The sequence below is a fragment of the Caballeronia sp. LP006 genome, assembly GCF_031450995.1.
GTDB lineage: Bacteria > Pseudomonadota > Gammaproteobacteria > Burkholderiales > Burkholderiaceae > Caballeronia.
This window is the reverse complement of sequence record NZ_JARTVW010000002.1, coordinates 77481-89623: the sequence shown is the minus strand read 5'-3', so window position 1 is coordinate 89623 and position 12143 is coordinate 77481. Positions and strand designations below refer to the sequence as shown.

Genomic DNA, 12143 nt, shown 5'->3' with positions numbered 1-12143 from the left:
AGAAACACATGGGATACCGCTACTCGGACCTTCACGTAGGCATGCAATTTCGCAGTCCCGGACGAACGATCACGGACGCGGACCTCGTCGGGTTCGCGGGACTGACGGGCGACTTTTCGGAGTTGCATACGAGTGATGTGTACGCCAGAGCCAGCCAGTTCGGGCGGCGCGTCGCGCACGGCATGCTTGGACTCGCGTACGCGCACGGCTTGATGTGGGCGCGCACCGGCGAGTTACGCGAGACCGCGATTGCCTTTCTCGGCATCAATGACTGGAAGTTCGTCGCGCCGCTGTTCATTGGCGACACGATGTTTGTCGACTACGCGATCAAAGAGCTGCGCGACAGCAAGTCGAAGCCCATGCAGGCCATCGCGCTCTTCGACGTGAAGATCGTGAATCAGGACGGCGAAGTCGTGCAGCACGGCACCAAGGCGCTTTTGTGCTCCAAGGTGCCGCTGGCCGCGGTCGAGAAGTCCGCCTGAATCAATGACATCGAGCCGATCATGCCTACTTCCGTACACGACGATATAACGCCGGCCGGTGTGCCGATCCGCATCGAGAGCGTTTCGAAGACTTTCGGCGAGGACACGGAGAAGCCGTTTCGCGCGCTGAAGCCAATCAACATGAACATCGAGGCGGGCGAGTTCGTGTCCGTCGTGGGACCGTCGGGCTGCGGCAAGAGCACACTCATGCTCATGGTCGCGGGTCTGCTTGCGCGCTCCGACGGGACGATCGTGGTGGGCGACCGGACTGTGGACCGGCCCGTGACGGATGTCGGCATCGCGTTTCAGGATCACCTGCTGCTCGACTTTCGCACGGCGATGGAAAACGTGCTCCTGCAGGCCGACATTCGCGGATTGCCCCGTGACAGGATCGAAGCGCGGGCGCGTGAGCTCTTCAACCAGTTGCGTTTGCAGCCTGCGGTCGACAAGTATCCCCGGCAGCTTTCCGGCGGCATGCGCCAGCGCGTGTCGCTAATTCGAACGCTGGTCCACGACCCTTCGCTCATTCTCATGGACGAGCCTTTCGGCGCGCTCGATGCGCTCACGCGTTTGCAAGTTCGCATGGATCTCGAAGCACTGTGGATGCGGCGCCGTCCCACTGTGCTGTTCATCACGCATAGCGTCGAAGAAGCCGTGGGACTGTCCGATCGCATCTTCGTCATGAGTCCGACACCGGGAGAAGTGGTGGACGAGATCGTCGTCGAGCTGCCGCGCCCTCGGCCGATCGTGCTCGGCGACGCTCCGGAGTTTGCGCGCTATGTCGACAGCATCTATGGCCACTTCGCACGCATGGGCGTGTTGCGCGGTATCGACGTTCCGCGTTCCCGCAGCGAGCAGACGTGAAGAACGGAGACCTTTTCATGGACACGTCCGGTTCGCCTCCCATCTCACACGCTGATGCCGCGAGCGAAGTCACCTTGTGGATAGACGGCCATGTCGCGGAGATCGGGCTCTCGAACGGTCCGCTCAATCTCGTCACGCGCACTCTGCTGCGTTCGCTCAACAAGGCGATCGACGCACTGGAGGCGCAAGCCGATCTGCGGTGCGTCATCGTGCACGGCGGCTCGGCGCGGGCCTTTTGCGCCGGCAGCGATATCAAGGAGTTCGCGGAAATCTTCGCCGACGCGAGCGAGAAAAAGATTCTTTTCGAGGACATGGTGCTGCGGCGCCTCGCCCGATTGCCCGCGCCGACCATTGCCGCAATGGACGGCCCCGCGCTCGGCGGTGGCCTCGAACTCGCGCTCGCGTGCGACCTTCGCGTTTGTCGTGCCGAGGTGGTGCTTGGACTGACCGAGTCGCGTCTCGGCGGTCTGGCAGGTAATGGTTCGCTGCGACTGACGCGGCTCATCGGCCCAGCTCGCGCGAAGGAGATGCTCTTCACCGGAAACACGATCAGCGCGCAACAAGCGCTGGCCTGGGGACTCGTCAACCGTATCGCGGAGACGGGCGCCGCACTCGAAACAGCACGCGCGCTGGCGCTCGAGATCTGCGCGCGCGGCCCGCTGTCGAACCGCCTGGCCAAGCAACTCGTCGATGCCGCGCAGGATCAGCCGCTCGATGCCGCGTTGTCGCTTTCAACCGTCGTTCAGCAAAGGATCTTCGACAGCCACGACCTTCACGAAGGCGTCGCCGCGTTCTTTGCCAAACGAGAACCCGAGTTCCTCGCACGATGAAACCCGACAGCCAAACCACGCCGGATAGCCTTGCTGCCAGCGCGCCCACGCACGACATGCCCGGTGCGACCAGCGCCGCGCTGCTAGGCCATGGCATCGTTCTCGTGTGGAACGACATCGAATTCGAAGGGCGCGAGCAGTTCTACGCGTGGCACGACAAGGAGCACATTCCCGAGCGGCTCGCCATTCCTGGCTTCAGGCGCGGCAGGCGTTTTCGCCGGGCAGGCCATTCGCCCGAGTGGTTGACCATGTACGAGGCGGCCGATCTCGACGTCATGGTTTCGCCCGCATACATGGCGCGCCTCAATGCCCCGACGCCCGCGACCACGAAGACGCTCACGTACTTTCGCAATACCTCGCGAGCCGTTTGTCAGCCCGTTTGCAGTATCGGCGAGAGCAGCGGCGGCTATTTGTTTGCCGTTCGTATCGACCGGACGGGCGCAGCGGACAACACGCCGGAAGCTTACCTGCGCGACGTGGCTTTTCCACAGGCGATGCGCGCGACCGGCGTGCTCGCGTGTCATCTCTTCGCGTCGGATCAGGCGAGCTTCTTCGACACCGAAGAGGCGCGCACGCGCGAGTTCGATGTTCCGGCGTGGATCGTTCTCGTCGAGGCATCGACGGAAGAGGCCGCAAGCGAGGTGCATGCCCTGATCGCCGTTCCGCAATTGCGCGATGCAGGCTTGCACATCAGGTCCGACGCCGCCGTCTATGCACTTGAAATCTGCCGCCTTGGCGCTTCCTCGCACCAATCCTGAACTCAACCCGCTCAACCAGAACATGAAACTCGTCCGACACGGCCAGCCCGGCCAGGAACAACCCGGCATTCTCGATGGCGACGGTCGCGTGCGCGATCTCACTGGCCATTGCGATGACTTCAATCCCGCGTTCTTTGCAAGCGGCGGCATCGAGCGCTTGCGCGCAATCGATCCGCACACGCTGCCCCTCGTCGATGCGTCCGTGCGCCTCGGCCCTTGCGTGGCGCAGCCCGGCAATTTCATCGCGGTCGGCTTGAACTACGTTCAGCACGCAATCGAAACCCATGCCGATATCCCAAAGGACCCCATTCTCTTCAACAAGGCGCCGTCCTGCATCTGCGGACCCGATGACGACGTCATTCTGCCTAAAAATTCCGTCAAGTCGGACTGGGAAGTGGAGTTGGCGTTCGTCGTCGGCCAGGAAGCGTACTACGTGAGTGAAGCCGAAGCGCTGAGCCGTATTGCGGGTTACTTCATCTGCAACGACGTCTCGGAGCGCGAGTTTCAACTCGAACGCAGCGGTCAGTGGGTGAAGGGGAAGATGTCGCCGACCTTTGGCCCCATCGGTCCGTGGCTCGTTACCTCCGACGAGATCGAGGACGTGCAGAACCTCGGCTTGTGGCTCGAACTCAACGGCGAGCGCATTCAGAACTCGAACACGAACGACATGATCTTCACGGTCGCGAAACTCGTGTCGGACATGAGCCAATACGTCCGTCTCATGCCCGGCGACATCGTGACGACAGGCACGCCGCCCGGCGTAGGCCTAGGCATGAAACCGCCGAAATACCTGAAGCCAGGATATCGCATGCGGCTGGGTATCGAAGGCCTGGGCGTACAAGCGCAGCGGGTCGTCGAATGGCGCGACCGATGACCGGCGCGACAGCCTGACGAGACCGATTTCCCATCCCGATTACGGAGCGATCAGCGAATCATGGAACGAATCACCGCGGACGAAGCGGCTCAACTCGTCGCCGATAACGATGCCATCCTGATCAGCGGTTCCGGCGGCGGGCATTCCGTGCCCGAGGCGCTTCTGGCTGCCGTCGAGCGCCGCTTCCTGGCGGAACGGAAGCCGCTTGGATTGACCTCGGTGAGCATCGTGGGTGTGGGCGACCGCGGTGAACTGGGCGCATCGCACCTCGCTCACGAAGGTTTGCTGCGACGGGCCATTACAAGCGCGCTCGTCGATTCGCCGGGACTGGTAAGACTCGCGGCGGAAGACAAGATCGAGGCTTACACATTCCCGCAGGGCGTGCTGTCGCAATTGATGCGCGAGATGGCGGGCGGCCGTCCGGGTCTCTTCACGAAGACGGGCTTATACACCTTCGTGGACCCGAGGCAACAGGGTGCGCGGCAAAGCCCCTGCACGCCGCCCGCTTTCGTCGAAGTGACCGAGATTGCCGGCGAAGAGTGGCTGTTCTTCAAGCACATTCCGGTCGATGTCGCGTTCCTGCGGGGCACGACGGCCGACGAAGACGGCAACGTGACAATGGAGCAGGAAGCCGTATTCGGCGAGATGCTGGCAATGGCGCAAGCGACGCGGCGCGCCGGCGGCATCGTCGTGGTTCAGGTGAAGCGCATGGCGCGAAACGGTACGCTGCCCGCCAAGCACGTCAAGATTCCCGGCATTCTCGTCGATTTCGTCGTGGTGGAATCGGGACAGCGCCAGACCTACGCGACCGACTACGACCCGAGCTATTCCGGCGAGTTGCGTGTTCCTGTCGACCAGATCAGACCGCTGCCGTTCGGGCCGAGGAAGGTCATCGTCCGGCGCGCGGCAATGGAATTGTTCCCCGAGGCGATTTGCAACCTGGGTGCGGGCGTATCCACGGGGCTATCCACTGTTGCGGCCGAAGAGGGGCTGCTCGAAGCGGTGCATCTGACCAACGAGCAGGGACTGATCGGCGGCGCGCCCATTACGGGTCGCGATTCGGGCGGCGCCCAGAACTTCGCCGCGATGATCGAACAACCGTCGCAGTTCGACTTCTACGATGGCGGCGGCCTCGATCTCGCCTTCCTCTCGTTTGCCGAAGTGGACGCTCAGGGGAATGTGAACATCAGCCGGTTCGGCGACAAGATCATCGGTGTTGGCGGCTTCATCAACATCAGCCAGAACGCGAAATGCGTGATCTTCAGCGGAACGCTCACGGCGGGCGATCTCGACATTGGCTGGGAGGACGGGAAGACCGTCATTCGCAGGGAAGGGCGGCACATGAAGTTCGTGCCGAAACTCGAACAGGTTTGCTATAGCGCCCGGATTGGTCAGCAACGCAAGCAACTCACGCTTTTCGTCACCGAACGGGCCGTGTTTCGCGTCGGGCCGCAAGGGCTCGAGCTGATCGAGATCGCTCCGGGGCTGGATGCCGAACGCGATGTCGTCGCCCACATGGGTTTTCGGCCCGTGGTGTCGTCGCAGTTGCGTGAGATGGATGCCAGACTCTTCGAACCGGGCGTAATGAACCTGGCGCAAGACGTGCGCGCCAAGGCGCGTCGTCACCGTAGCCAGCGCGTGGCGCAATGGTACGAATCGCGCGGGAGAGGCTGAACATGGCGGACAGCATTCAGATTTCAGGCGCAACGCGTGTCTATGGCATCGTAGGCGATCCTGTCGTGCAGGTTCGATCTCCGGCGGTCTATACTGCGCGCTTCGCGCAGGAAGGCATCGATGCCGTGCTCGTCCCTCTGCACGTCCATGCAGATCGCTTCGACGACGCATTCCCCGCGCTGCTGGAGATTGCGAACCTCGATGGCTTGCTTATCACCGCACCGTTCAAGAAGCGCGCTTGTGCGTTTGCCCGACAACTCGGCGTGGCCGCGAAGACAGTCGGCGCGGTGAATGCGCTGCGGCGCGAGGCCGACGGTTCGTGGACCGGCGACATGTTCGACGGCGCCGGTTTCGTGCGCGGCGTCGAGGCGCGGGGCTTGAGGGTCTCCGGCAGGCGCACACTGTTGTTCGGGGCGGGAGGCGCGGGCAGCGCGATTGCCGCGGCGCTTGCCGAAGCCGGCGTCGCTTCGATCTCCATTCTGGATATCGATGCCGAGCGCGCGGGTATCGTGGCAAGAAACTTGAGCGAAGCGTTTCCGCATACGCGAGCTGCTGGCGTATCGGACGCGCGCGGCGAGTTCGACCTGATCGTCAACGCATCACCGGTTGGCATGTCCGCGGGCGACGGCTTGCCCGGCAACCTCGGCCCGCTGAAGAAAGACGTGCTCGTGGGCGATGTAGTTTTATCGGAAGAGCCGACGGCGCTCATCGCCCATGCGCAGCGATTCGGCTGTGCATGGGTCAACGGAAAGGACATGCATTCCGGTCAGATCGAATCCATCACTTCGTTTTTTCTGACCGATAGATAGCATGTGTCGTCAGTGGCGCACGCGGCGAAATTTCAACCTCAACACGTCTGGATCGCTATGTCGCATGTTCCCGCTGAACGGTGTCTGGAAATCATCGCGCTCCTTGCCGAAGGCGCGAACACCTTGCCCCTCGGGGAAATCGCCGAGCGCCTGTCATTGCCGAAGAGCGGGGCACACCGGCTGCTCTCGACGCTCGTCGATCTTGGCTGGGTTGCCAAGGAGCCCGACACCGGCTTCTATCGGCTGACCATGCGCCTTGCGGTGATGGGGCAGCGGTTTTACGCGGCCACCGGCATTCCGAACATCTGTCAGCCGGTACTCAACAGGCTTGCGCACGAGACGCGAGAGTTCGTGCGTCTAGCCGTTGCGGACGGCGACACCCTCGTCTGGCTCGCGCAGGCGCAGGGCGCGACGGCAGGTCTCATCTACCAGCCACCCAGTTCCGCGACTGGGAGAGTCACGGTCTACTCGACGGCAACCGGCAAGGCATGGCTCGCTTCGATGCCTCGTGACCGGGCGATTCAAATCGTGGCCAGCATGGGCTTCGGAGAAGCCGACCGGCAAGGGCCCAATGTCGTGCGGTCTATCGAGGACCTTTTGAAGGAACTCGCGCTTACGGAAAAGCGTGGCTATGCGGTTGCGGTCAGCGAGGCCGAGCCTGGTGTTTCGGCTGTTGCCGTGCCGATAAGGGTGAACGGTCTTGGAACCGCGCTCGGCACGGTCAGTGTTGCGGGTCCAAGTGTTCGCATGACGACCGAGCAGATCGAGGAAATCGCCCCGAAGTTGCAGAGCACGGCGTCCGAACTCGCGGAACTGTGGCCGCTGAGACCAAGCGGGACCGCGCTGCGTGAGCGAACGACGATGGTGGCTTGAGAGGTCGGTGGGCGACTGTGGAAAATCGGATGCATCGAAGAAGAATTTCACGCAGGCTATGTGACATACAAAGGATGGCGGAGAACGTAATCAGGGGATGAACGTTCGCCGATCTTGTGTTCTTCGACGATAAAACCTAAGGCCATCAAAAGGGGCGGGAGAAATACACAGGTGATTTCACCTTGTATGTAAGCCCAATGTGCGAGATAGCTTCCTTCGTCGCTAAAAATATTTCTGCACGAGGCGCACCTGGTAAAGCCGCCTTTGTATGGCAGGGCTTTGCGAATCGCCTCTTGTATCATGTCCAGTCTTTCTATCGACGCGCGCAAATCCTGCTCGGCCAGCCTGCGTTTATCGTCATCATGGGCCTGATCCAACGCGCACCATGCTAAAGACACGGTGATAAGGGCGTAAGATTCTTGCTTGCGGAGGCCTGCAGCCATCTCATGGGGTCCCGGTCCACTTCGCTTCGTCAGCGAGCGTAGCGCACGAATGGCTTCGTGCTGGCGTCCAGGCGTCTCGATAGTTGTTTATCTTATGTTACAGGAGTTTAAGTGGCGGCTGATGGGGGTCGCTGGGCGGGGTTTGTAGGAAGGCGCTGGATTAGCGCTTCGTGGAATTTTCGTTTCGACGTCCGGCTTGGATTTTGCGGTTCGTGTCGGTGCGGGAAGGCCTTTAGCAAATGGTGACTGGGATCGATGTGAGCGCTGTAGCGGGTGGCGTTGGTGACTGGTCGAACTCGTAGCCGTGCGGGAACTTTGTAGGTTCAGGGAAAGTAAGTGTGGATTGGAAATGTTGCGTCGTTTTGTGGTCGGCTTGATCTTATTAGACATAATGTAAATTAGCGAAGTTTTGCGTGTGTAGCGGCTAGATTGTAATGTCCGTATATGGACTCCTCCTCGTTTGCAAACACTCCGCGTGTCAGCCCTAGTATCGATCGCTCACGTATATCCGGTCTCATGAAGCTGCGCCTCAATGAGGCAGCGGACCCTGATGGGCTATTCGCGCGCTGATTCCCAATCGCTTTTACGGGCTCGAAGCCCCGGACATTAGCGGGTTCGATCAGCGCCGGTTCGACCTGTTGGCCATCATGCGGCTTGTTTTGCAATCTTAAAGAAGGTATCGCTAGTCGCGAACGACTTTACTGCGCAGCCAGCCTTGGCTGGTAATCTGTTTGCCGTGTGATCATCGCCCACGCGATCCTCGTAGTCTTGTTCGCCAAGGCGACCGCGGCAACGTTGGGATGCCGGCTTGCCGCAATACGCATGACCCAGAGACTTAGCGCATCAGTCCTGCGTTTGGCCATCTGGATCATCGCTCGAGCGCCGTGAATCAAGAGGCAACGCACATAAGAATCGCCTCTCTTACTGATTCCGAGAAGCCGTTCCTTGCCGCCTGAACTGTTCTGCTTGGGCGTCAACCCCAGCGATGCAGCCATCTGTCGTCCATTGGCAAATTGCCTGGCATCGCCCACTGCGGCCAACAAGGCCGTGGCGACCATCGGACCGACGCCACGCAACTGCTGCAGACGCACCGCTACGGGATCAGATGCCGCGATGGCAGTGATTTCGCGGTCTAGTTGTGCTATCCGATCGTCCAGTGAGCGCAGGTCTTCCCAGATCCCCGTGAGCAGTCGACGGAAACGATCACTCAGACCGCAGTTGGTATCTTCGAGCCAAACAGGAACTGCGCGTCGTAGCTGAAGTATCTGTTTGGGAGCCACGAGACCGTACTCGGAGGCCAAGCCACGAATCTGGTTTGCTTTCGCGGTTCGTTGCTCCATCAGTCCAGTGCGCACCCGGTGAGCTGCCTGCACGTCTTGTTGCCCGACCGTCTTGACGGAGACGAAACGCATGCCAGGCCGACTTATCGCTTCACAGATAGCTTCAGCATCGTTGGCGTCGTTCTTATTGCTCTTGACGTACGGCTTCACGAACTGCGGAGCGATAAGCTTGACCGTATATCCAAGCATCTGGAGACGCCGTGCCCAATAGTGAGCCCCGCCACACGCCTCCATTCCGATCTGTGCATGCAGGGGAACCGTTTTGCGCAGGATATCCAGCCATTCATCGCGTGCAAGCTTGCGACGCCAGACCGTCTTCTCGCGTCGATCCACGCCGTGAACTTGAAAGACATTTTTTGCGAGATCGATCCCGACGCGAATGATGTCCATCTTGTGTTCCTCCTGATTGACCGGTTGAAGACAACTGCAATCATGCGCCCTGTTCCCGCGGGGTGAGGAGGAGTCCATCCCATTGCTTTGGGGATGCGGCGGAATTCTTGGACTGCCTTATATCGTCAGCCCGAGGCTCGCCCGGTATTCAATCGGAGTGAGTGCGCCAAGCGAGATCTCGATCCGCTTCTCGTGTACCAGCGAATGTACGAATCAACGGCCTCAATGAATTGACCGGTGCTGCGGTACAAGCAGGCGGCGCATAGCCTTCGCCCGACGCCCGGGCAAAGGCATAAGCGACCAACCTAACCCACCCCCTTAACGTCCATCAACCTCCCCCACTCATAATCGACGATATCTGGATGCATGGGAAACACACCTGCACCCGGCGTGAAGGTCAACTCGCCGAAGAGGATTCGATCGTCCGGTGCGTAAAGATCTACCCGCACGTATTCGAAGCCTTCCGCAAGGCTAACGGCGACCGAGATCAACTCGTCAAAGCACTGCGGTCGCGGCGCCGCGACCTCACTACGCGGATAGTGGCCGATCGCAATATCGAGCCGGTTCCAGTTCCCGTCATACATGTCGCCACGTGGATGCTCGCCAAACCGGTCCGAAATGAGCGCAATGTAAATCGTGGGCTGGCTGTCTCTTCCGTTAAAAAAGCAATGGATCTTGATGTCAGCAGGAACGGCACCGCTGGAATCGAGTAAAAGCTCTTCAAAGAAAATGCGCGGCTTGATGGTCCGATAGTGACGCTCCCGCGCTATGCGATAGAAGTCGGTGATCAGCCATTCGCGCGCAAGCGCGTCGAGCTCCTCGAAGGACGTCTCGGCCTTGTCGCGAACGAGCTTGACGAATCCACTGCCGTGATTCGCCTTCATCACAAAGCTTATCGGCAGAGAATCGAACTCCTCGCGGGTGAACCGCTCTGGTGTGGCGATTATCTCGGTCAGGTATTGCTCACCGACCTTGCGCTGAACGTAGTCGCGCACATTGAGCTTGTCCGCAAGGTCCGCATACCGGGGGTCCGGAAAAAGACACCGATAAAGAATCTTCTCGTTGAACGTCTCGGGAGCGCGCACGTTGGGAAAACGTCCTACCTTGTGACGATGGTAGAGCATGAGATACGCGGTATCAGGGAGCCACCCCTTTGCACCGTTGAACAGTCTCCTCGGAAGCGACATCCCTCTCTCCTTAAGAATTTCTATGTAGCGCTTGCTGTGATCCATCCATTCGAGCCCACAAGTCACTGCGTCACCTTACTCGGTGACCTCGTCTTGTGAATGCACGGTCATGCAAGGAAGAACTCTCGAAACTTTCGATTGGTTGACCACAGTATGAACAGCTCGAATGCTCGACGTTGTGCGCTAACCAACAGACGTACGATCTGCGTTTTTAAGCACGACGTCCGGTCATTCTTTACTGGAAACGATATACGCGGCAGGGCAAAACGCCCGAAACAATTTCACCTATTTTGAGGATTCCCTTGCAATTTGTTGGCGGCCATCGAAGTGTTAGGTACACCACAAAAATTGGGATTTCTACCTAGGACCATAAGGCCTTAAGCCTAAGAAAGTCTCCTCATTCGTTTCTCTAAACGAGGGAAAACCGTGAAAATTGCGATTGTCCATGATTGGCTCGTGGTGTCTGGAGGCGCGGAAAAAGTTCTGCAGCAAATTATCGAGTGCTTTCCAGGCGCCGAGATTTACACCATCGTTGACTTTCTTAAAGACCGTGCCTGCGTCAAGGATTGCAAAGTACACCCGTCCTTCATTCAAAAAATGCCCTTTGCAAAAAAGCGCTACAGGTCTTATCTGGCGCTAATGCCTATAGCAATCGAGCAGCTCGATCTTTCAAGCTACGATCTCATCATTTCCAGCTCTTACGCGGTTGCCAAGGGAGTAATTACCGGGCCGGATCAGCTTCATGTCAGCTATGTTCATTCGCCAATTCGCTATGCCTGGGACCTGCAGCATCAATATCTCAACGAAGCAGGCCTGACCAAGGGGTTGAAGTCGGTCATGGCGCGGCTTTTGCTGCACTATATTCGCGTATGGGACGCACGCTCGACCAACGGCGTGGATTATCTGATCGCCAATTCGCACTTCATCGCGCGCCGTATCAGGAAGGCATACCAACGTGACTCGACTGTGATTTATCCTCCGGTCGATGTGCGTTCACTTCCCATGCGAACACAGAAAGACGACTTCTATTTGACCGCATCGCGACTTGTACCGTACAAGCGCATCGACCTTATCGTAAAGGCGTTTTCCCGCACGCCGGAGCGGCGTCTTGTCGTGATCGGGGACGGTCCTGACATGCATAAGATTCGTGCGTCCGCAGGTCCGAACGTCGAGATCCTCGGCTATCAGTCATTCGAAGTCTTGCGTGACCACATGCAGCGCGCGCGCGCTTTCGTGTATGCGGCCGAGGAGGACTTCGGCATATCGATCATAGAAGCCCAAGCATGCGGCACGCCGGTCGTCACGTTCGGCAAAGGCGGCGCACTGGAGACGGTGATCGGCCTGCCACGCGAACGCCCCACAGGCCTCTTCTTCAAGGAGCCAACGTGTGAGTCGCTTATCGATGCCATCGAGCGCTTTGAGCGCAACGCGCATCTGTTCGATCCGCGCGCATGCCGCGAGAATGCCGAAAGATTTTCGACCGAAAAATTCAAGGCGTCGTTCTCGGCGTTCATCGAAGTCAGGCTTGCTCGTTTCCGTGCCGAAAAAGAAGTGGCTCTTGTACCAAGTCGAAGCAATGTAGCGGTGACCGAGTCGCAAGTGTGACCGAACACCTCGGA

General features: G+C 59.4%; 12 protein-coding genes and 1 pseudogene. 9 read left to right on the top strand and 4 right to left on the bottom strand.

The window, feature by feature from the left end; translation table 11 throughout:
• Positions 1-8 precede the first annotated feature (8 nt).
• Genes P9250_RS01155 through P9250_RS01120 form a run of 8 tightly spaced genes read left to right on the top strand, consistent with a single transcriptional unit; the run spans position 9 to position 7164 of the window.
• Positions 9-482 (top strand): MaoC/PaaZ C-terminal domain-containing protein, encoded by a 474-nt coding sequence (locus tag P9250_RS01155; RefSeq protein ID WP_250495284.1) that lies wholly within the window; start codon positions 9-11, stop codon positions 480-482.
• A gap of 21 nt (positions 483-503) precedes the next feature.
• Positions 504-1346: an ABC transporter ATP-binding protein gene (locus tag P9250_RS01150; protein ID WP_250469898.1), complete on the top strand. Its 843-nt coding sequence runs from the start codon at positions 504-506 to the stop codon at positions 1344-1346.
• A gap of 17 nt (positions 1347-1363) precedes the next feature.
• Positions 1364-2176, top strand: a complete 813-nt coding sequence (locus P9250_RS01145) for an enoyl-CoA hydratase/isomerase family protein (RefSeq protein ID WP_310390742.1) — start codon at positions 1364-1366, stop codon at positions 2174-2176.
• Positions 2173-2934, top strand: coding sequence for a hypothetical protein (locus P9250_RS01140; RefSeq protein WP_310390741.1), 762 nt, complete (start codon positions 2173-2175; stop codon positions 2932-2934). The genes P9250_RS01145 and P9250_RS01140 overlap by 4 nt, the downstream gene beginning before the upstream one ends.
• A 22-nt stretch (positions 2935-2956) precedes the next feature.
• Positions 2957-3808 (top strand): fumarylacetoacetate hydrolase family protein, encoded by an 852-nt coding sequence (locus P9250_RS01135; RefSeq protein ID WP_310390740.1) that lies wholly within the window; start codon positions 2957-2959, stop codon positions 3806-3808.
• Between the two features lie 60 nt (positions 3809-3868).
• Positions 3869-5482 carry a CoA-transferase gene (locus P9250_RS01130; protein WP_310390739.1) on the top strand — a complete coding sequence of 538 codons (1614 nt, stop codon included), beginning with the start codon at positions 3869-3871 and terminating at the stop codon, positions 5480-5482.
• A gap of 2 nt (positions 5483-5484) precedes the next feature.
• Positions 5485-6291, top strand: coding sequence for a shikimate dehydrogenase (locus P9250_RS01125; RefSeq protein ID WP_250528546.1), 807 nt, complete (start codon positions 5485-5487; stop codon positions 6289-6291).
• Positions 6292-6348: 57 nt separating this feature from the next.
• Positions 6349-7164 carry an IclR family transcriptional regulator gene (locus P9250_RS01120; protein ID WP_309853070.1) on the top strand — a complete coding sequence of 272 codons (816 nt, stop codon included), beginning with the start codon at positions 6349-6351 and terminating at the stop codon, positions 7162-7164.
• Positions 7165-7220: 56 nt separating this feature from the next.
• Here the strand turns inward: P9250_RS01120 and P9250_RS01115 are convergent, their stop codons facing one another.
• From P9250_RS01115 to P9250_RS01100, 4 genes and pseudogenes are all read right to left on the bottom strand, one after another.
• A complete protein-coding gene (locus P9250_RS01115; protein ID WP_250495277.1) occupies positions 7221-7607 on the bottom strand; it encodes a hypothetical protein in 387 nt (128 codons plus the stop codon).
• A gap of 698 nt (positions 7608-8305) precedes the next feature.
• Complete coding sequence (locus tag P9250_RS01110) at positions 8306-9337, bottom strand: IS110 family transposase (RefSeq protein ID WP_250470253.1); 1032 nt, start codon at positions 9335-9337, stop codon at positions 8306-8308.
• A 117-nt stretch (positions 9338-9454) separates the two neighbouring features.
• Positions 9455-9570, bottom strand: a pseudogene (locus P9250_RS01105) (IS3 family transposase); the annotation flags it as partial.
• Between the two features lie 72 nt (positions 9571-9642).
• A complete protein-coding gene (locus P9250_RS01100; protein ID WP_310390738.1) occupies positions 9643-10524 on the bottom strand; it encodes an ATP-grasp fold amidoligase family protein in 882 nt (293 codons plus the stop codon).
• A 426-nt stretch (positions 10525-10950) separates the two neighbouring features.
• Between P9250_RS01100 and P9250_RS01095 the strand changes: the two genes are divergently transcribed.
• Positions 10951-12129: a glycosyltransferase family 4 protein gene (locus tag P9250_RS01095; RefSeq protein ID WP_310390737.1), complete on the top strand. Its 1179-nt coding sequence runs from the start codon at positions 10951-10953 to the stop codon at positions 12127-12129.
• The last annotated feature ends 14 nt before the right edge of the window (positions 12130-12143 follow it).

Bases quoted from the DNA above. Each gene is read 5' to 3' on its own strand.
- P9250_RS01100 (WP_310390738.1), bottom strand. From the start codon at position 10,524: ATGTCGCTTCCGAGGAGACTGTTCAACGGTGCAAAGGGGTGGCTCCCT.
- P9250_RS01155 (WP_250495284.1), top strand. From the start codon at position 9: ATGGGATACCGCTACTCGGACCTTCACGTAGGCATGCAATTTCGCAGT.
- P9250_RS01125 (WP_250528546.1), top strand. From the start codon at position 5,485: ATGGCGGACAGCATTCAGATTTCAGGCGCAACGCGTGTCTATGGCATC.
- P9250_RS01150 (WP_250469898.1), top strand. From the start codon at position 504: ATGCCTACTTCCGTACACGACGATATAACGCCGGCCGGTGTGCCGATC.
- P9250_RS01140 (WP_310390741.1), top strand. From the start codon at position 2,173: ATGAAACCCGACAGCCAAACCACGCCGGATAGCCTTGCTGCCAGCGCG.
- P9250_RS01120 (WP_309853070.1), top strand. From the start codon at position 6,349: ATGTCGCATGTTCCCGCTGAACGGTGTCTGGAAATCATCGCGCTCCTT.
- P9250_RS01135 (WP_310390740.1), top strand. From the start codon at position 2,957: ATGAAACTCGTCCGACACGGCCAGCCCGGCCAGGAACAACCCGGCATT.
- P9250_RS01110 (WP_250470253.1), bottom strand. From the start codon at position 9,337: ATGGACATCATTCGCGTCGGGATCGATCTCGCAAAAAATGTCTTTCAA.
- P9250_RS01115 (WP_250495277.1), bottom strand. From the start codon at position 7,607: ATGGCTGCAGGCCTCCGCAAGCAAGAATCTTACGCCCTTATCACCGTG.
- P9250_RS01130 (WP_310390739.1), top strand. From the start codon at position 3,869: ATGGAACGAATCACCGCGGACGAAGCGGCTCAACTCGTCGCCGATAAC.
- P9250_RS01145 (WP_310390742.1), top strand. From the start codon at position 1,364: ATGGACACGTCCGGTTCGCCTCCCATCTCACACGCTGATGCCGCGAGC.